The sequence below is a fragment of the Thermomicrobiales bacterium genome (assembly GCA_023954495.1).
Lineage (GTDB): Bacteria > Chloroflexota > Chloroflexia > Thermomicrobiales > CFX8 > JAMLIA01.
Map to the genome: position 1 here is coordinate 14,741 of JAMLIA010000007.1, position 19,008 is coordinate 33,748.

Consider the following 19,008-nt stretch of genomic DNA (forward strand, 5'->3'; position numbering starts at 1 on the left):
AGGGAGATACATGCGCATTGAGGAGCTTCGCGAGCAACCCGTCGAGCGTGGCGATGCATTTACGTTCTCCTGGGATGGCGAAGAGATCACCGCGTACCCCGGCGAGTCGATCCTCGGAGCGCTCTCAGCGAGCGGAATCCGCACGCTGCGTGAGACTCCCGGCGGACAGCCACGCGGCATGCTGTGTGGCATCGGCCTGTGCTTCGACTGCCTGGTGACGGTCGACGGCGTGCCCAGCTGCCGCGCCTGTGTCACTCCGGCCGCCGCCGGGCTCGTCGTCGAGCGCAATCGTCAGCACGAGTGGGCGAGCGAAGGAGATCGTTCATGACCGACAAATCGAACGCTCCGGAGGTCGTCGTCGTTGGTGCCGGTCCAGCCGGTATCGCCGCTGCGACGATGCTGCTCTCGCAAGGCGCACGCGTCACGCTGATCGATGAGATGCCGGAAGTTGGCGGACAGTATTACAAGCAGCGCCTCGCTGCGCGCGACCTGTCGCGTGGACGCGACCTCGACGAGCGGATTGAGAAGAGTCAGGATCGCCTGTCGGCGCTGCATGGAGAGCGTTTCACGGCGCTGACCGGCACGCTCGTCTGGGGCATGTTCGCGCCGCATCAGGTGGCGATTCTGCGTGGCGAAGAGGCCGATATCCTCAAGCCGGACGCGGTCATCCTGGCTGGTGGCGCAATGGAGCGCGCCGCCGCGTTTCCCGGCTGGACGCTGCCCGGCGTCGTCATGGCCGGCGGCGTCCAGACGCTGCTTGGTCGCGAGGGCATTCTTCCCGGTCGACGTTTCCTCGTCGCCGGAACCGGGCCGCTCCTGTTGGCCGTGGCGGCTGAGATCGCCGAGGCGGGCGGACAGGTCGTTGGCGTCGTCGAGGGTAGTCAGGCGACCGCGCCACTCCGTCATCTGCACCACTTCTGGGGCCAGATGCGGCGCGTCAAGGAAGCGTGGGACTACCGACGCATCCTCGACCGGCACGACATTCCGATGCACAACGGGCACATCGTTGTTGCGGCGCGTGGCGACGGTCGGGTCGAAGAGGTGACGTTCGCGCAGGTCGACCCGGAGTGGCAGGTGCTACCAGATACGGAGCGCACCGTCGCAGTCGACGCCCTCTGCCTGCACTTCGGCTTCGAGGCGCTCACTGAGATCGCCCGGATGGTTGAGTGCGACATTGCCCAGGATCCCGATCGGGGCGGCTGGCATGTCACGCACGACGATGGCATGCGCACCAGCAACCCGTCGATCTATGTCGCCGGCCAGATCGCCGGCATCGGTGGCGCGGACCTGGCCGAATCGACCGGCGCGATGGCGGGCCTGTCCGCAGCGCGCGACCTTGGTCTGCTCGGCGAGCGCGCGTACACTGCGCAGGCGGGTCCGTTGCAGCGAGAGATCGCGCAGCGCCGCGATATCGCGCGGGTGCTCAACACGATCTACTCACCGGGTCCAGCACTGCCCGACCTCGTCATGCCCGACACTGTCATCTGCCGCTGCGAAGAGGTGACTGCTGGCGCGATTGATGCCGCGCTGGCCGAGGGCACGGTGTCGATCAACGACATCAAGCGCCGCACGCGCTGCGGCATGGGCATGTGCCAGAGCCGCATCTGCTCCCCGATCGTCCGCGCCTACGTCGAGCGCAAGGTCGGCGCGACAGCCGAGGAAGTCGGCCTGATCACCGCCCGCCCACCACTACGCCCGATCCCGTTGGGCGCGCTGGCAGATTTGGCTGAGGAGCATATTGGGGATGTACTGACGGCAGGGGACGAATAGGATATGCAAGGGGGCGTATCGCATACGCCTGGCTAGACCAATGGCTGCGTAGAAGCGTGTCAATAGCGGTGCTGGGTGCCGATTTGGCGTGCTGTGGGCCAAACGGGCGTATGCGATACGCCCCTGCTATGGAAGCAGCTGTCAACCTGTTACAGCATCGTCGTTCCTCTCGTTGGGTTCCCCAGCTGTGCGTGAGGGGGTGTGGCAGCGGGCGCGGTCGGCAGTGGGGCCCGGCGCATCGGTCGACGGTCTGTCAGCCTGCTATCCGTGGGTTGGGTACCACCTGACACTGACTCCGTCGGGAGCGCTCTCCAACTACAAACGCGCGTCCAGCACACCGGCCTGGCGCCATGGGGCGTCGAGGGTGCTCCACCATGAGCGTGCCCGGTCCCCACTGTCGACTGCGTCCGGTGCCACACCCGCTCAGTCTCAATCTGCCGCGAGCGATGTCACTCGCGCTGATGACGATCCTGCCGTCGTCGCCAGGAACTGTGCCTGTCGTTGCTCTGCAACCACCTGCCCAATTGCCCAGAGCACGCCGACCAGTTCGCGGGCGACGGCCGTCACCGCCAGCGGTTTGGGCTTGCCACGCTCAACCAGCCGCCAGTAGCGGCGATGCAGGCGACGTTGCGCCTTGGCACTGATGGCGATGATCGCCGGATCAACGTTCCGTTGGCGGGTGGCCAATGCTTTGCTGACCGCCGGGACACGCGGTGCATGATGGGCGGCCTCGACCAGGACATGCCGCGCACGGGTATTGCCGGCTTTGCTGATCCCGCCCTGCCGCCGCCGATCTCCGCTTGAGGCCTCGGTCGGCGTCAACCCGACGTAGCGCATCAACTCGCGCGGATGGTCGAAGCGACTCGGATCGCCCAACTCGACCACCAGGGTGGCAGCCGTGACCAGCTCAATCCCCCGTAACGCCTGATAGGCGGCAGCCAGTTCAGCGTGGCGGCTGGCCTGGATCGCCGTCGCGATGGCCAGCTCCAGCCGCTCGAGCCGGGCTTCGGTCTCGGCCAGCGCTCCCAGGTGCTCACGCAAGACCGTCTGTTGGGCACTATGGGGCAGGACCAGTCCGTGTAACCAGCTCCGATGCTTACCGGTCCAGGCATTGACTCCCTCAGCGGGTCGCACGTCGAGGCGCAGCAGCATCCCACTGATACGATGGCGCATGCGGGTCACGTCCTGACGGGCGGCGTGGCGGGCACGAACCAGGTCACGCAGCGCCTCGTCGGCTTCATCCGGCACCCAGACCGTCGTCAGATAGCCACCCCGGAGCAACGCAGCCAACTGGCAGGCATCGCGTCGGTCGGTCTTGACGCGGTCACCAGGCCGTTTCGGGACCAGCGAGGGCGCAATCACGACGCAGGTGATCCCCATTCTTGTCAGTTGTCGCTGGAGCGTGTAGCCACAGGCTCCAGCTTCGTAGGCAACCTCTAGCGTCGTGGGATCCCCCAGCTGAGCCATGATCTTGCGGACTGCCTCGGGGCGGTTCGGAATGGTGGCCACGACCTGCGCTGGTTCCCGGCCAGGCGTGGCGACGGCGAGTGTGATCGTCTCCTTGTGCACGTCACAACCGACATACTGACTGATGTTATCCTGTCCCATGGCCGTCTCCCTTCGTTGGTAGCACTGCGCGCGATCGATCCGGTTCCGCGTAATCTACGGTATCGCGTCGCGGAGACGGCTGCTTCCATGGTAACTACATTTCAGGGGTGTCTCACGATCATATTTCTGGCGTTCGGGAAAGGATGTCGCTATGGTTTCAGCACCGATTCCGCAATCGCAGTGAGCACCGGCAGCGGTTCGCCGCCCTGGCCGAAGTAGACAAACACAACCGGACCCTGCCGGATGTAAATCGACGCGGTCGCCGTGCCTTCGGCGGTCGGCTGGGTCACCGCCACCGCCTCGTCTCCGAGTTGCGGCGCATCGGCTTCGGCTGCGCCCTGCGTGGTGGCCAGGATCTTCAGCCAGTTGATCGCCTCGCCGGCCTGCTCCGGACTCCCGTACTCGTTAATCGTCGTCAGGATCGTAGATGGCAGACCGCCAGATTCATCGTCGCGCGCAAAGGCACGGAAGACGTGGCGCTTGAATCCCCAGGTGTTCAGCCGCTGCAGGTGCGCCGCCGGATCGCTATAGGCATTGGCCAGATCCTGCGCCGTGCGCGTTCCCTGTTCGGCGATGATGTATCCCGCACCACCATCGGGCAGATTCGCAAGCGCTGGGAGCAACGGTTCCAGATCGCTGACTGCCGTCGGCGACGCGTTCCCTGTTGGCGACGCGGCCACAGTCGGGGTGACCGTTGGTGATGGCTCAGGTGTTGCTGACGGACTGGGCGTCGCTGTCGCTGTTGCAGTTGGTGGCAGTGGTGTCGCGGTCGGAGTCTCTGTCGGCGTGCTGGTCGGATCGGCATCGTCGCGGGTATCCGGCCCGGAGCATGCTGCAGCAGCGACAATAAGTGCTGTGATCGCGACGAACATCGCCAATCGCCACACGAGGCCATTGAACCGAACCATCATGTCACTCCCTCCAACTGGGACTGTCGCGATTGTACAAGGCGAGCCACCAGGATGATGCGGTCCCGGCTGCGGCTACAATGCCGTGGGAGACGCCGGATGATCGACCGGCGCATTCGCAAGACAACGGGAGGAAGAACGATGCCGACCGCTATCGACCATGTCATCATTCTGGCCGAGGATCTTGATACTGCCATGCAGCAATACACGGATCTCGGCTTCACCGTTATCCCGGGTGGCAAGCACGCGCGCTTCACCCACAACGCCCTCGTGACCTTCCAGGACGGCAGCTACCTGGAGCTGATCGCGTTCTACGAAGCACCGGACGCGGCCAAGGGTGAGGGACATCGCTGGTTCAAGCACGTTGGCAACGGCGGCGGGCTGATCGACTTCGCCGTCGGCACGCCTGATGTTACGAGTGTCGTGAAGGACACAACCGCGCGCGGCCTGCACTACGACGGCCCGCATCCGGGCCAACGAGCCCGACCGGACGGCGAGCAGCTCCGCTGGCAGAGCGCGATGGCTGGTAGCGAGGACAGCAGCGCCCTGCCGTTCGTGATCGAGGACATCACCGATCGCGGTCTGCGCGTCCCGGCCGACGGCAACACGCACACCAACGGCGTCCGTGGCATCGCCAGGCTCGTCGTCGCAGCTGATGATCTGGACGCCGCCATCCGCGACTTCCAGGCCCTGCTCGGCGTCGATGCACCCAAGTCGAAGACGGATGCTGGCGCGACCTTCGAGGTCGGCCCGCACACGGTTGAGCTCGTTGCCGCGACCGCCGCGAGTGGCACCGGTCCAGTTGAGCTGCAGTTCATCGCGGACGAGGCCGGAACGATTGATCCAGCCACGGCCAGCAATGCGAACCTGAAGTTGGTGACAAAGTAGGCACGTCCAGTACCTCTTCTCGGGCGTAACGTACAATGACGGCATCTGCCAAAGTCAATGTATGACGCCCGAGGAGGGCCTTACTCATGCTCAAACGAGACGCTGCGCGCCGCGCGACGCATGATGCGATTCACGACGCACGCGCCAGAATCATCGACCTATCCGCAACGCTCCACACCGGAAGCAGTCCTGACGACGCCCTTGCGCTCATCGATCAGGTGCTGAGCGATACCGGTTTCACCATCGACCGCGACATCGCGGGCATCGCCAGTACGCTGCGCGCCGTACGCGAACACCGCGATTCAGAGGCCGAGCGCAAGGGGCTTCGCCACGGCCACATGGCCTACCTGGCTGACTTGCCGGCCGACCCGGCGGATTGGGCGAATCGCGGCAGCAACGCCGCCCTCGCCGCAACGCTGGCGGCGGCGATCGGCCTCGCCGCCGCATTGGAGCAGCGCCACGAGTTCGGCATCGTCACCTTCATCATCGGCCCGACCGGCTGGAAAGCCGCTGCGACCGCTGCCGGTATCATCGAGCCCTTCGACTCGGCGCTCGGCGTACACACCGCCGCTGCCGGTGACGGCTACGCCTACACCATCGCTCAGACTGGCGACCGCCTCGGCTCGCTTATCGCCACCCTGACATTTGCCGGGGAGACCGCGTCTGCGGCCGTCGCCGATCTCATCGCCCAGATCCCGGTGCTGCAGGACGACCTTGTCGATCATCGCTCGATCGCCGTCGTAGTGTCCGACGAATCGACGGTCCGCCTGGAAGTGCAGGGGCCGTCACGCTCGGCACTGATTGAGACGGCGGTTGCCCTGCAGGATCGAGCCGAGAAGGTAGCCGCAACACACGGCACAACGGTCGAGATCGACCTCGGCCAGACGATCGACGACATGATCGTCAACCGCGTGCTCTCGCGCCGGGTCAAGACCTACGGAGATACGTTCGGTCTACCAATGGATCGCATTCACAAGACGCCGCCGGCCGCTCCTGACACCTGGGGCAACGTGTCCTACATCACGCCGTCCGTCAACGTCGCGCTGCGGGTCACCGAGGAGCTGGCCGAGCTGGGCAGTGAGGCGTTCGGGGCGCTCACGAACACCAGCGAGGCGCACGATCAGGCGCTGCTGCTGGGCGAATGCCTGGCGATGACCGGCATTGACGTGCTGCGCGACTCGACCTACCGGGCCATCGCCGACGATCAACTGGTGAAGGCTCTCTCCGAGCGCGGGATCAATCGCGCCCATCGCCGCTGGCTCGGCGTGCATCGCGTCCAGCCCGGCGGCAAAAAGCCAAAGCGCAAGAGCGGCCCGACCGTCACCGATTTTCAGATCGTGCGCGGCCCCGGCCTGCCACCACCGCCGATGCCGACGGAGGAGGACGACGAGGACGAGGACGAGTCTTGACATGAGACGCTCTCGCGCCATACAGTGTCCGGAACAATTCAGAGACATCGGCGCTGACGGAGAAGAGTAGTCGAGGTCCCTGCCACAGCGAGCCGCGGACGGTGCGAGGCGGCGGTCCAGGGAATCGGCGAAGACACTCCCGAGCTGGTGCGGCGAGCAGGCAATGCCTTCAGTCGCACCCGGTGAAGCCACCGTTACCTGGCCCGAGCACTGCTGCGATGCAGCGCTCGAAAAGGTGTCCGGCGTGAGTCGGGCACGAAGAAAGGTGGCACCACGGTCGCGCCCCCGTCCTTTCGACGGGGGCGCGTGTGTTTGGTGTGACCGACACGCGCGACGAATAAGGATTCGCTTTCGTGCGGCGGTCGCCCAGCGTTTGGAGGTGCCACATGCCTCAGTCCCTCTCGCCCGCGTCCACCGCAGGGACGCATCGCTCGCGAACCCTGGCAGCCGATCTGGCAACGATGATCGACCAGCAGGTCACGATCAGCGGCTGGCTAACGACCCGCCGCGACCTCGGCTCGCTGTCCTTCCTCGTCGTCCGCGACCGCAGCGGCAACGCGCAGGTCGTCGTCGAGTCCGAGGAGCTGCGCGAAACGCTGGCCGGTTTGCAGGTAGAAAGCGTCGTCGCGATCCACGGCACGGTCGTCGCCGAGCCACGAGCGCGGGGCGGCGCTGAGCTCCACGCCATCGACATTGACGTGCTGGCTCCGGTCACCGAGCCGCTGCCGTTCGAGATCAACCGCCGCACGCTGAAGCCGTCGCTCGACATCTGGCTGGATCGCGCGCCGCTCGCGCTACGTCACGAGTCGAAGCGGGCTGCATTGGAGATCACCGCTGCGCTGGTCGATGGCTATCGGTCGGCGCTGCGGAAGCGCGGGTTCGTCGAGATCTTCACGCCAAAGATCGTCGGGTCTGCGACGGAGGGTGGCGCGAACGTCTTTCCAGTCGCTTACTTCGGACGCGACGCGTTCCTGGCGCAGTCGCCACAGCTCTACAAGCAGATCATGGTCGGCGTGCACGAGCGCGTCTTCGAGGTCGGCCCGGTCTTTCGCGCCGAGCCGCACGCGACGACGCGCCACCTGAACGAGTACATCTCGCTCGACCTGGAGATGGGCTTCATTCAGGATCATCGCGATGTCATGGCGCTCATCACTGAGCTGCTGCGCGAGATTCTGGCGACGATCCAGGAGCAGGCGGGTGCTGCGCTACAGACAATCGGCGTCGAGCTCCCGGCGGTTGGCGACATCCCCGTCGTCGGATTCAGCGAGGCGCAGGAGATCATCCTGCGCGAGTTCGGCGAGGACACGCGCGGTGAGCCGGACCTCGCGCCGCAGCATGAGCGCTGGCTCGGCGAGTGGGCACGTCGCGAGCACAACAGCGAATGGATCTTCGTCGAGGGCTATCCGACTGCGAAGCGCCCGTTCTACACGATGCCGAACCCGGACTCACCGGCGGCATCGAATTCGTTCGACCTGCTCTTCCGTGGACTGGAGCTGATCACCGGCGGGCAGCGAGAGCATCGTTATGAGCGGCTAGTCGCGACGATGCAACAGCGCAATATCGATCCCGCGCCGTTTGTTGGCTACCTCGATGCCTTCCGCTTCGGGATGCCACCGGAAGGCGGCTGTGCGATCGGTCTGGAGCGCTTCGTCGCCCAACTCGTCGGCGCATCAAACGTCCGCGAAGTGACTGCCTTCCCGCGTGACATCAACCGACTGACGCCGTAAGCGAGCCCCGCCAGGTTGGACTGGCTTGGATTAGTGGGAGATATCTCGCGTGCACGCTCGAAATGACAGAAGGCGGAGTCTGCTGCCGAGCCGAACTGGTCTTGATTGCTGGCAATGTCGCGCCGCTGGCCTGGCAACCACCCGCTTGTCCTGTCATCTCGAACCGCAGTGAGAGATCTCCTACCCGCCCAACGCAGTCCAACTCCGGGGGGTCTTTCGGCTGCGCGGGTACCCACCGGGCGTGAAATGACAGAAGGCGGAGGTGGCTGTCGAATCGCAATGCACGACGTACCAACACGAGCAACGACCTGCACACGCTTCGATGCTACAGTACCGCCGAGCAGAGGAGAGGTCATGCGCTACAGCGGAATGTTCGGGAAGACCAGGCGAGATGCCCCGGCCGGTACGGATACGGCCAGCGCGGCGCTGCTGATCCGCGCCGGCTTTGTGCGCCAGCTCGGCGCTGGGATTCATTCCTACCTGCCGCTGGCGTGGCGCTCGATAACGAAAATCGAACGCATCATCCGCGAGGAGATGGAGCGCATCGATTGCCACGAGCTATCCATGCCGGTCGTGCATCCCGCCGACCTCTGGCAGGAGACGGGACGCTGGTACGACATCGGCGACGAGCTTGTCCGTTTCGTTGATCGCGCCGAGCGCCCGATGGTCCTGGCGATGACGCATGAGGAGGTCGCGACCGACCTCGTCCGCCGGGAAGTGCGCTCGTACCGCCAGCTGCCGGTGCAGTTCTTCCAGATCCAGACCAAGTATCGCGACGAGCCTCGACCGCGCGCCGGCCTGCTGCGCGGACGCGAGTTCCTGATGAAGGACGCCTACTCATTCCACACCGACCGTGCCGATCTCCAACGCTTCTACGATGCCTGCCACGGTGCGTACCTGCGCGCGTTCGCGCGCTGCGGCATCGATGTCGTCGTCGTCGAATCAGACTCCGGCATCATGGGCGGCGAAGGTTCGCACGAGTACATGCTAATCGCCGACGCCGGAGAGGACGTCCTGCTGACCTGCCCGTCCTGCGGCTACGCGGCCAACCGCGAGGTCGCCCGAACGACGCTCCCTGCTCCTGATGACGCGCCGCTGCCGATGGAAGAAGTTGAGACGCCCAACGCCACGACCATTGAGGCGGTCGCAACCTACCTGGGTGTCGAGCGCGACCGTACTGCCAAGGCGGTCTTTTACGAATCCGACGGCAAGCTCATCTTCGTCGTGATCCGGGGCGACCGATCAGTCAACGAGATCAAGCTCGCCGAACTCCTGGGTGTGCCGCAGGTATCGCCGGCGAGCGAAGAGCTCATTCGCGCCAGTGGCGCGGTTCCGGGCTACGCGTCACCGGTCGGACTGACCGACACGATCGTCGTTGCCGACGAGACGGCCCGCGCGCCAAACCTCGTCGCCGGGGCGAACCGCGAGGGCTATCACCTGATCAACGTCAACCTCGGGCGCGACTACGAGCCGGCGCACCTCGCCGACATCCTGATGGTCGAGGCCGGCGATCCGTGCCCCGAATGCGGCGCTGCCCTCCTTGAGCAGCGCGGCATCGAGGTCGGCAACATCTTCAAGCTTGGCACCACATACTCGGCACCGCTGAAGGCTGCCTACCTTGATGAGAACGACGAAGAGCAGATCATGGTCATGGGTTCGTACGGATTCGGGGTTTCACGCATGCTGGCCGCCCTGGCCGAGCGACATCACGACGATCGCGGCCTGCGCTGGCCGGCGACGGTTGCGCCGTTCGAGGCGCACCTCGTCCTTATTGGCGCGAATGACGAAGCGCATGAGGTGGCCGACACGACCTACCGCATGCTGCAGGCGGAGGGGATCGAGGTCCTGTTCGATGATCGGGACGAGTCGGCTGGGGTGAAGTTCACCGACGCCGACCTGATCGGCATTCCGATCCGACTGACGGTCAGCAACAGGTCGCTCAAGTCGGGCGGCGTCGAGCTGAAGCTACGCGATCAACCTCCGGCAGACGCGAAGGTTGTCGCAGTCGAATCAATTGTGGCGCAGGTGCGTGCGCATCTGGCGACGATGTTCGCCGCACTGCAGCCGCGCTAGCGCATCAGGCGTGCTCGAAATCGAACCACTCGTCATCCGGCAGCTCGTCGCTGGATGCTGAGCGATACAGCAGCGCCAGGATCGCGCCGAGGATCGCCAGGGCGACAAAGATCACGGCGATGTTGCTCTTGCCTTCCATCATGACCTCACATTCAACGTGGGAGGCCGGGTAGCCGCCCTGCCTCCGAGTATCATTCGACCTGAGTATAGCAACGTGCCTGTGGGTAAAATGACGTGTCAGATCAACATGTTGACCCGACTGCAAGGATGTCAGATTGAGCTTTTCCGGCGGCCCAGCGTCCTTCCCCGATCAGGTCTGGGGCCTGCTCAAGCCGCGCGGTGGCGCGACGACTGATGGCTTGCGGCTGGCGGTCGCCAACGGCGTCGGCATCTTTGTCACGCTCGTGCTGCTCGCCATCGCGTCGCTGTTCAACCGCCTCGTCAACCTCGTTATTCACATACCGTTCACCGTCATCATGATCGCGCTGATCGCCGTTCTCACCTGCTGCGGGGCGTTCATCTGGTATCGCTACTCAGTGCTGTGGGTGAAGACGACGCGCGCGCTCGGCGGCTCGCTGAAGCCGGATGTGTTCGGCGTTGTTGCTGGACTCCCGTTCATCGTCATCGGCCTGTTCCTGCTGGCCACCGCGGTCCTGCAGTTCCTGTTTGCCGTTATCAGCTTCAGCGGCGGACGCCTGCTCGGTGCATTGCGCCAGACTGGTATCGCAGGGTTCTTCTTCGTGCTGGCAGTCGGCTGCGTCGTGGTTGCGCGCTACGCCTGCAATCAGGAGGAATGATGGCCGCTGTCGTCATCCGCGAGTTTCGCCCCACCGACATCCCGGCCCTGAATGCGCTCCACAACGACCCGCTGGTCGCCGCACAGATCCTGCAGATCCCGTTCACGACCGATGCCGAACGCGCCCAGCGCCTCGTTCAGAGTCTGACGCAACGGACGCTGGTCGCCGACCTCGACGGCGAGCCGGTCGGCGCGCTCGGGCTGGAGCTGTACACGCGCCGCCGCGCCCATGTCGGCTCAATTGGTATGGCAGTGCGGCTTGACCTGCACGGTCAGGGCATCGGCCGCCAACTACTGGCTGCAGCCGTAGATCTGGCCGACAACTGGTACAACCTGCGCCGCATCGAGCTGGAAGTCTATGCCGACAACGAGCGGGCGATCCGCCTGTATCGCTCATTCGGATTCGAGATCGAAGGCACACACCGCGCCTATGCGTTTCGGCTTGGCGAGTTCACCGATGCGCTCAGCATGGCGCGCCTGCGCGGCATAGCGACTGGCTCCGACTAGCCCCAGGTTAGCGACGTGTAATCACCAGTGAAAAAGACGAGCGGGTCATCGTCGTCGCCAAGCTGTGCCTCTACTACTTCGCCGATCAGGATCGTGTGATCGCCGCCCGGATGTGTCGCGATCCGACTACACTCAAGCCACGCTACGCAGCCATCCAGCTTCGGCGCACCGAGCGCCCCGATCGTGTGCGGTACACCGGCGAACTCTGCCGACACGAGCGGCGCACGTCCCGCGAAGCGCTCGGCCAGAGCAATCTGCCGCCGCGCCAGGATGTTGATCGCGAACGTCGGTCGCGTAGTCAGGAAGTCGTGGCTTTGCGTGTCCCGCGAAATACAGACCAGCGCCAGCAATGGGTCGAGCGACAGCGACGTAAACGCGTTGATCGTCACTCCGTGCATCGCGCCCGACTCAACATCGGCGCTCGTGACGACCACAACGCCGGTCGGGAAGTGCCCGACAATGGCACGGTACTCAAGACTGTCCATACTCGCTCCGATATCGAATGGTTGCCCCGGATGCGGCTCGCCACGTAGACTGCGCCAGATGTTCGGTCACGCCGACGAAAGGGCCATCATGGACGACCAGACCCGCCGCGACCTTTGCGAACGCTACCGCCGAGTATATTCCGGCGCTGTTGCCGACGTGCTCGACCGTCGCGGCCTGCGCAATCAGATCGTCCACGGATCGATTCAGGGACTCACCTACGAGTCGCGCGTCGCCGGGCCCGCCTACACTTGCAAGGGCGCACCAGCGACCGCGCTCGAAGCGGATGACTGGGACATGCGCAAGGCGTTCCTTGATGCGCTGACGCCCGATTGCGTTGCGGTGGTCGATGCCAGCGGCGATGACAGCGCCGCGCACTGGGGCGAGCTGATGAGCACGGCCGCGCGCGGTCGTGGCTGCACCGGCGTCGTCATCGACGGCGGCACGCGGGACGTTCAGCAACTGCTGGAGATGGGTTTCCCGACCTTCGCCCGCCATCGCTCCCCGGCCAGCTCGATCCGGCGCTGGCGGATTAGCGGCTACGACCACCCGGTGATGTGTGGCGGCGTCCTCGTTCGCCCCGGCGATTTCGTCGTCGGCGATGCGGACGGCGTCGTGATCGTTCCAGCCGAAATCGCTGCCGAGGTGCTGGATGAAGTCGAGGCGTTGGCCCTGACGGAAACGGATATGCGCAAAGAGCTGCTCGATGGCGGCAGATTCAGCGAGGTGTACGATCGCTACCAGGTTGGATGACAAACCACAGCAGCAGGAGCGCGTCGCTGCGGCACTCGGCTACGTGTTCACGCCGCTCGTCCCGCTGCTGATACTGACCGGCGCGGCCAAGGATCGCCCGTTTCTCCGCCGTCACACGATCCAGGCGCTCTTCTTTGCTCCGGTGCTGCTGATCCTGCTCGTGGTGATGGTCATTGCCTCGATCTGGCTCCTGCGTCAGAGCGTGGCGCTGTTCTGCCTGCTGCCGTTGCTGTTGCTCGCGCCGTTCGCACCCGGCGCGCTCATCGGCTGGGCTGTCTATGACGGTCGCGATCCGCGCTTGCCAATCATTGGAGCGATGGCGAATCGGAATCCTGAGGGCTAGCCGCTCGCAGCCGTGCAATCAATTCCAGCGCAACCAGCAGCAGATTCGCCGTCTGCGCCCGGTTGATCTCGCTCTGCTGTTCGAACGCGCGGACCAGTGCGCCGTTGAACGCGCGCTGCTGCTCCAGCGCACGATCGATTTGACGATTCCACGGAGTGAGCAAACGACGGAAGCGGCTCTCGCCCGGCTTTCGGCGCTGCACTTCCCATAGCCCGCGCATCTCCTCCAGCGACTCCTGCCCCGCTGCCGGACTCACTGCGGCCAGCGATGACGGCGGCATTCCCGTGCGCTCATCATCGAGCCCCAGAAGCACAGAAACCGCATCGGCACCGGAAAACGCGCGCCAGTCGTTGCTCCCCTCTGAGCCGATGTCCTGCCGGATTCGCTCGACTTCAGCCGGGAGAAACGAGCACTGCCACTCTCGTGCCGAGAGGTGTTTCAGCGCAAACAAGATCCGGCTGCGATGCAAGTACCGATAGTAATCATCAGACCGCGCCAGCGTCGCACCCTCGTAATGTTCGGCCCGAATCGACGGCACGAACCGCACGCCCCAGCCGACGCGCCGCAACTCGTAACAGAGGTCAACGTCCTCGTAGTAGACCGGCGAGAACTGCTCGTCGAAGCCGCCAATCTGGCAAACAGCCTCCATCCGCAGTGCCATCGCGCCGCCGGTCACGAAGTCGACTGCGACAGTCTCATTGTCGATCGCTGAGAGATCGTCCTGATAGTGTCGATGGCGGGTTGTCAGCAGCGGACGATCGACGATGCCCCCGGCGTGCTGAACGGTAGAGGTGCCGGGATAGGTCAGCAGGGCACCGGCAGCACCGAGCCGCGCGTCCTCCGCGAATGCCCGCAGTAGCGCATTGCCGAATGTTGGCGCAACTTCGACGTCTGGATTCAGGATCACTGCATACGGCGTCTCGACGATCTGCAGCCCGGCATTCGCGCCACCGGCGAAGCCACGGTTCACTGGCTGAGACAGGACGTTCACGCGGGGATGGGCATGCAATTCCAGCAACGAATCGTCGGTCGACGCGTTGTCGACGACGACGATCTCGGTGGGCCGGGCATCGGTCCCCTCCAGCGCTGAGATGCAGGCATCCAGATAGGTCGCCCCGTTATAGTTGACGATGATCGCCGTCCAGGCTCCGCGCATAGCGTTCCTCCATCCGGACGGCATTATTCCAGCCCGAGCGAGGGAGCGTGGCGTGAGCGATACCCCCAGCGTCCTGCTGATAGCGTCTGACACGATCGGCGAGCGGATGGCCGGCTCCGGCATTCGCTACTGGAACATGGCCCGCGTGCTGGGGGCGCAGCAGCCGGTCACGCTGGCAACGCCTTCTATTACGACGCTCGCACCCCCACCGGGCGTGACGCTGGTTGCATACGGGCACCCTGGCGAGGACGAGCGTGGCCGCCGCCTTGTCGAGCTCGTGACTGACCACGATGTCACTGTCGCCCAGCATCTGCCATATCTCTACGCTGACCCTGAACTGCTGGACAGTCGCCATCTTGTCATCGACCTGTACGCCCCGTGGGTTCTGGAGAAGCTGGAGTATGCGCGTATCGACCCTGAGCGCGGCGAGGCGCATCGGCAGGATGACCTCACGATCCTGAAGCGCCTGCTCGGGCTGGGCGACTTCTTCCTGTGCGCTTCCGAGCGCCAGCGCGACTACTGGCTCGGCACGCTGACGCTCGCCGGACGTTTGGAGCCGAGCTACCTGCAGGCTGACCCGGCGCTGCGCTCACTTATCGATGTCGTGCCATTCGGCCTGCCGACGGACCGCCCTCGGAAGACTGGCGCAGGCCCGCGAGCACTGTTCAATCTCGGTCCAGATGACCCGCTGCTGATCTGGAATGGCGGCGTCTGGAACTGGCTGGATCCGCTGACGGCGATTCGGGCCGTCGCTCTGCTGGTGGCCGAGTTCCCGACGCTGCGGCTCGTCTTCATGGGCGTCCGCAGTCCGGGGGCACAGGTCGCCGAGATGGGCATCGTTGAGGACGCGCGCAACCTCGCCCGAGAGCTCGACCTGCTCGACCGCCATGTCTTTTTCAACGACTGGGTAGCGTATGACGAGCGCCAGAACTGGCTGCTCGAAGCTGACGCAGCCGTCTCGTTGCACGTCGAGACTGTTGAAGCACGCTACGCCTATCGCACCCGCGTGATGGACATCCTCTGGTGCGGGCTGCCGGCAGTCGTCAGCGACGGCGATGTGCTGGCCGATCTCGTTCGCGAAGAGCAGATCGGCACGATCGCGCTACCGGGTGAGGTCAGTTCAGTTGTGGCAGCGATCCGTGGCGTACTCGATCCAGACAGCGCGCACGCAATGCGGTCGCACCTGGCGGACGTCGCGTCGCGCTTCACCTGGGAGCAGGTGTGCGAGCCGCTGCTGCGCTACTGCCGCGAGCCGTGGAAGCTCAGCCCGTTGCGCGGCGGCGACCCCAGCGCGGACTACCTCGCCAAGCTGGAACGCATGTACAGCGAGACGGCACAATACGCGCGCAAGCTGGAGGCTGCCGTCGCTGAGCGGGATACGGAACTGGCCGCGCAGCGCAAGCGCCGGACGCGGCCAGACCTCAATGCTCTGTTCAATCGGAACAAGCGCGGGTGAGTGAGCGTTACTCCTCGTCGGAAGACGCTTCCTCGGAAGCTTCGTCCGCTTCGTCGGCGGCTGCCCCTTCTTCGCCCTCGCCTGCTTCCTCGTCCTCAACGGCCTCAAGCTGCGGCGCGGAGAGCTTGACGATCATCTCTTCCGGATCAGTGATCAGCTCGACGTCGTCAGGAATCGTCAGGTCGCGGAGATGAATCGCCTGATCGATCTCGGTCAGGCCGGTCACATCGACCTCAAGGACGGCCGGCAAGTTCATCGGCAGGCCACGAACTTCGACCGCTTCACGCCCGTAGGTGAGAACGCCGTCGTCGTTGGCCGGCTCGCCGACGACCATCAGCGGGATCGAGGTCGTGATCATCACGGTCAGGTTCGGCGCGAAGAACTCAACGTGAATAGGCTCGCGCCGCAGGCGATCAATCGACATGTGGCGCATGTAGACGGTGTACTTCTCGCTGTCGACGTTGAGATCGATCAGCACGTTCGGCCCGTAGGCGACGTAAGCGCGATCGATTTCCTTCATGTCGACGCTCACGGATAGCGGCTCTTCGATAACCGGTCCGTAGATAACGCCGGGAACCACACCATCACGGCGCAGCTTCTTGGTTTCCTTGCCGATGACCGAACGCATCGACGCGGTCAGCTCATGTCGTTGGCTCATGCGCTTCTGGGCCCTTCTGGATGTCACATTACATGCGCGCCGGTGCGCGTCACACGTCCCGGCACTGGATCGCCCAGTCCGGCCAACCGTTAACGATAGCAGCGAGTGCGTTTCCTGCCAAACGCAATGCGCAACATCGCGTGCTAACGCATCATTCTACGCGACTGATCGCCGCGACGATACCGATGAGATAGGTTATTCGGACCGTATCACCGATTGCCAACCCACTCGGCAGAGCATCGACGCTCAATTGCGCTTGTCGAACCGTCTCTGGATCGTCGATGTGGCTGAAGTACACAACGGCGTACTCATCGCTATGGATCAGGTAGCGCCGCAGCCCTTCAATCCGCGCCTCAACTTCCATCCTGCCCCGTATCTTCCTGCTCATTGACGTCATTCTCTTCGCGCTCGGCGAGCAGCTCATCCTCGCGCTTTCGCACGTAGAGGTAGAAACCGACAACCATCAGCAGGAACGGCACGATGATGATGCAGGCCAGGAATGCAATGAACCCGGCCGTGTCGTCGTTCGAGCGAATCGCCGTGACCATGACCAGTGCTGCCGAGACGATAACCAGGGCCAGAATCGCCAACACGGCTGTCGACGAAATACAGCCGATCGGCTCCCGCCGGGTCGCTTCCTGCTCGATATCGCCGACCGTCTGCTCGACCTCATGCAGTCGGACATAGCCAACGCGCCCGTCGTCCAGCGCGATCTTCACGAAATCGCCCGGCAGCTCCTCGTCGGTTTCCAGAACCTGCAGATCTGCGCCGGATGGCACGATCTCGACGAGCGGCGCAGACGAGTCGGCTGTTGCGTATACTCGCAATCCTTCGGAGGCGTGGTACGCATCAACCAGCTGATGGCCGCAGGCCGAGCAGAAGTGATTTGTGCGGGGGTTCATGGCACCACAGGTGCCGCAGTAGATGACGCCTGTTTCACCGGACATCAATCGCTCAACCCTTCCCACCCATACGCGAAGACGAGTATAGCGAACCGGCGCTCAACGACATGCGCAGCGCATACGGTACAATCAGGCGTCCGGGCGACTCCGTCCGAGAGGTCGTTGTGTGCCTGAGTCGTCGTGGACCACAAATACAGAACACACCATTCCAGGACAGAGGGGGGGTGACAAGAATGAAGATTGAAGCACGCGATAGCGAGAGCTTCGAGGGCCTGCTCCGCAGGTTCACGAAGGAGATGCAGAAATCGGGCAAGCTCCGCGAATTCCGCAGCAAGCGGCGATTCGTCAGCAAGAGCGAGCAGCGACGTGCGAAGGCCCGCAAGGCCGAGCACAAGCGCCGACGCAAGGAGGCCAAGACCTCCTGATCTTCTGCGCACCACTGCAGATACTCAGACGACGCTGCCATTTGGCGGCGTCGTTGTGTTTATCCTGACTTACGACCGCAGCGCCAGCGTCATCAACGCAGGCGCAGTCGAGCCGCCACTTACCTGATAGTCGAGCGTGATGTTCCAGGGCGCACCTTGCGGCGGCAGACACAGTTCCGCCAACGGCAGTCTGCCGCCAGCTGGGCAGACGATCCCGGGGCGCTCGCCTTTCTGCGCCGCGCGAAAGGTGATCGCCGTCGCGTCGGTCGCCGCGTCAACAAACCAGTTCCGTCCCAGCTCACCACTCAGGACATTCCCGAGCAAACGACTCTGCCGGCGAGCCGGAACGATCTGATGCGGCACGAGAATGCGCAGTCGGAAGTCTGTCGCAGGAATGGATGTCGCATTCACGGCGGAGAGCACGAACGTGCCCGGTCGGTCGCTATCGAGCTCAGCGACGATACTCAGCACTGCACGCTCAATAACGGCCTCGTCGTGGCTGTATACCCAGATGGGCGGCGCGAGAACGAAGATCGCGATCACCAACGGCACGCCGACGATCAGCCATGGCTGATCGAGCACGCCAGCCATTCCGAAAAGAAACATCCCGCCCATGACCGCCGAAAGCCAGCGCAGGGGTGAGCGCACTCGCACACGCCACATCTCGTTGGTCTACCCCGCCTGTTCCAGGTCGGCGAGCATCGCCATCGAGGTAGCCAACTCCTTGCGGCTGAAGAACGTCCGAAATCTCTTGCCAGAGTTCGGGCCGGTCGCGCCCGATCTGGCAGACTTCTTCGGAAAACCGCATGTCGCCACTCGCCATGAGCGCCGTCATCAGCTCGGTGCTGAGCTGCTCAGCCAGGTAGAAGCGTTCGAGGCCAGCGAACTTGGCGCGATAGTGATCACGCAACTGTCCGACCTGCTCGGTCGTGAGCGGATGCGCACCGTCGCCGCCGAACATCTCGTGCCAGTCAACACAGTCCAGCAGACGCTCCAGCAGATCGACCTGCGTACCGCGCTGGATGTCCTCGAAGAGCGCGACAACTGCATCGAGCAGATAGACTAGCTGTCCGGGCGTCTCCGGCCAGTCCGATTCCGAACCAGAGCCATTTGCCCCCGCACCAGTTCCACGCTCGTTCACACGTT

The 19,008-nt window shown here is 64.2% G+C and carries 21 protein-coding genes; 13 read left to right on the forward strand and 8 right to left on the reverse strand.

The features are described from left to right. Positions 1-10: 10 nt before the first annotated feature. Both M9890_02435 and M9890_02440 read left to right on the forward strand, forming a co-directional pair. On the forward strand, positions 11-328 hold the full coding sequence (locus M9890_02435; protein MCO5175816.1) for a (2Fe-2S)-binding protein: 318 nt from the start codon (positions 11-13) through the stop codon (positions 326-328). Continuing rightward, the gene (locus M9890_02440; protein MCO5175817.1) at positions 325-1,770 is read left to right on the forward strand and encodes an NAD(P)/FAD-dependent oxidoreductase; all 1,446 of its coding nucleotides are present in this window, start codon (positions 325-327) and stop codon (positions 1,768-1,770) included. Before M9890_02435 ends, M9890_02440 begins: the two co-directional genes overlap by 4 nt. Positions 1,771-2,199: 429 nt before the next feature. Here M9890_02440 and M9890_02445 read toward each other — a convergent pair whose 3' ends face one another. Both M9890_02445 and M9890_02450 read right to left on the reverse strand, forming a co-directional pair. Next, positions 2,200-3,378, reverse strand: coding sequence for an IS110 family transposase (locus M9890_02445; protein ID MCO5175818.1), 1,179 nt, complete (start codon positions 3,376-3,378; stop codon positions 2,200-2,202). A 149-nt stretch (positions 3,379-3,527) separates the two neighbouring features. Beyond that, positions 3,528-4,286: a hypothetical protein gene (locus tag M9890_02450; GenBank protein MCO5175819.1), complete on the reverse strand. Its 759-nt coding sequence runs from the start codon at positions 4,284-4,286 to the stop codon at positions 3,528-3,530. Between the two features lie 141 nt (positions 4,287-4,427). Between M9890_02450 and M9890_02455 the strand changes: the two genes are divergently transcribed. From M9890_02455 to M9890_02480, 6 genes are all read left to right on the forward strand, one after another. Continuing rightward, a complete protein-coding gene (locus tag M9890_02455) occupies positions 4,428-5,174 on the forward strand; it encodes a VOC family protein (GenBank protein MCO5175820.1) in 747 nt (248 codons plus the stop codon). A gap of 86 nt (positions 5,175-5,260) precedes the next feature. Beyond that, on the forward strand, positions 5,261-6,583 hold the full coding sequence (locus M9890_02460) for a hypothetical protein (GenBank protein ID MCO5175821.1): 1,323 nt from the start codon (positions 5,261-5,263) through the stop codon (positions 6,581-6,583). A gap of 386 nt (positions 6,584-6,969) precedes the next feature. After that, a complete protein-coding gene (gene aspS, locus M9890_02465) occupies positions 6,970-8,310 on the forward strand; it encodes an aspartate--tRNA(Asn) ligase (protein MCO5175822.1) in 1,341 nt (446 codons plus the stop codon). Positions 8,311-8,664: 354 nt separating this feature from the next. After that, positions 8,665-10,383, forward strand: a complete 1,719-nt coding sequence (locus M9890_02470) for a proline--tRNA ligase (GenBank protein MCO5175823.1) — start codon at positions 8,665-8,667, stop codon at positions 10,381-10,383. Positions 10,384-10,658: 275 nt separating this feature from the next. Next, a complete protein-coding gene (locus M9890_02475; GenBank protein ID MCO5175824.1) occupies positions 10,659-11,180 on the forward strand; it encodes a hypothetical protein in 522 nt (173 codons plus the stop codon). After that, a complete protein-coding gene (locus tag M9890_02480; GenBank protein MCO5175825.1) occupies positions 11,180-11,686 on the forward strand; it encodes a GNAT family N-acetyltransferase in 507 nt (168 codons plus the stop codon). Before M9890_02475 ends, M9890_02480 begins: the two co-directional genes overlap by 1 nt. Here M9890_02480 and M9890_02485 read toward each other — a convergent pair. After that, the gene (locus tag M9890_02485; protein MCO5175826.1) at positions 11,683-12,171 is read right to left on the reverse strand and encodes a flavin reductase family protein; all 489 of its coding nucleotides are present in this window, start codon (positions 12,169-12,171) and stop codon (positions 11,683-11,685) included. The genes M9890_02480 and M9890_02485 overlap by 4 nt on opposite strands. 88 nt (positions 12,172-12,259) lie before the next feature. Between M9890_02485 and M9890_02490 the strand changes: the two genes are divergently transcribed. Together M9890_02490 and M9890_02495 are read left to right on the forward strand one after the other, a co-directional pair. Continuing rightward, positions 12,260-12,922, forward strand: coding sequence for an RraA family protein (locus M9890_02490; protein MCO5175827.1), 663 nt, complete (start codon positions 12,260-12,262; stop codon positions 12,920-12,922). Beyond that, positions 12,915-13,265: a hypothetical protein gene (locus tag M9890_02495; protein MCO5175828.1), complete on the forward strand. Its 351-nt coding sequence runs from the start codon at positions 12,915-12,917 to the stop codon at positions 13,263-13,265. The genes M9890_02490 and M9890_02495 overlap by 8 nt, the downstream gene beginning before the upstream one ends. Here M9890_02495 and M9890_02500 read toward each other — a convergent pair. Next, complete coding sequence (locus M9890_02500; protein MCO5175829.1) at positions 13,228-14,421, reverse strand: glycosyltransferase family 2 protein; 1,194 nt, start codon at positions 14,419-14,421, stop codon at positions 13,228-13,230. The genes M9890_02495 and M9890_02500 overlap by 38 nt on opposite strands. A 52-nt stretch (positions 14,422-14,473) precedes the next feature. Between M9890_02500 and M9890_02505 the strand changes: the two genes are divergently transcribed. Then, positions 14,474-15,877: a glycosyltransferase family 4 protein gene (locus tag M9890_02505; GenBank protein MCO5175830.1), complete on the forward strand. Its 1,404-nt coding sequence runs from the start codon at positions 14,474-14,476 to the stop codon at positions 15,875-15,877. Between the two features lie 7 nt (positions 15,878-15,884). Here M9890_02505 and M9890_02510 read toward each other — a convergent pair whose 3' ends face one another. The 3 genes from M9890_02510 to M9890_02520 form a co-directional block, all read right to left on the reverse strand. Next, positions 15,885-16,535 (reverse strand): 50S ribosomal protein L25, encoded by a 651-nt coding sequence (locus M9890_02510; GenBank protein MCO5175831.1) that lies wholly within the window; start codon positions 16,533-16,535, stop codon positions 15,885-15,887. Between the two features lie 151 nt (positions 16,536-16,686). Beyond that, positions 16,687-16,899 carry a hypothetical protein gene (locus M9890_02515; protein MCO5175832.1) on the reverse strand — a complete coding sequence of 71 codons (213 nt, stop codon included), beginning with the start codon at positions 16,897-16,899 and terminating at the stop codon, positions 16,687-16,689. Beyond that, positions 16,889-17,482, reverse strand: coding sequence for a hypothetical protein (locus M9890_02520; GenBank protein MCO5175833.1), 594 nt, complete (start codon positions 17,480-17,482; stop codon positions 16,889-16,891). The genes M9890_02515 and M9890_02520 overlap by 11 nt, the downstream gene beginning before the upstream one ends. 188 nt (positions 17,483-17,670) lie before the next feature. Here M9890_02520 and rpsU point away from each other — a divergent pair, with 188 nt between their 5' ends. After that, complete coding sequence (rpsU, locus tag M9890_02525; GenBank protein ID MCO5175834.1) at positions 17,671-17,862, forward strand: 30S ribosomal protein S21; 192 nt, start codon at positions 17,671-17,673, stop codon at positions 17,860-17,862. A gap of 69 nt (positions 17,863-17,931) precedes the next feature. On the opposite strand, the gene M9890_02530 is transcribed toward rpsU, so the two are convergent. Further along, the gene (locus M9890_02530) at positions 17,932-18,468 is read right to left on the reverse strand and encodes a hypothetical protein (protein ID MCO5175835.1); all 537 of its coding nucleotides are present in this window, start codon (positions 18,466-18,468) and stop codon (positions 17,932-17,934) included. 7 nt (positions 18,469-18,475) lie between these two features. Here M9890_02530 and M9890_02535 point away from each other — a divergent pair, with 7 nt between their 5' ends. Further along, on the forward strand, positions 18,476-18,928 hold the full coding sequence (locus M9890_02535; protein ID MCO5175836.1) for a hypothetical protein: 453 nt from the start codon (positions 18,476-18,478) through the stop codon (positions 18,926-18,928). The last annotated feature ends 80 nt before the right edge of the window (positions 18,929-19,008 follow it).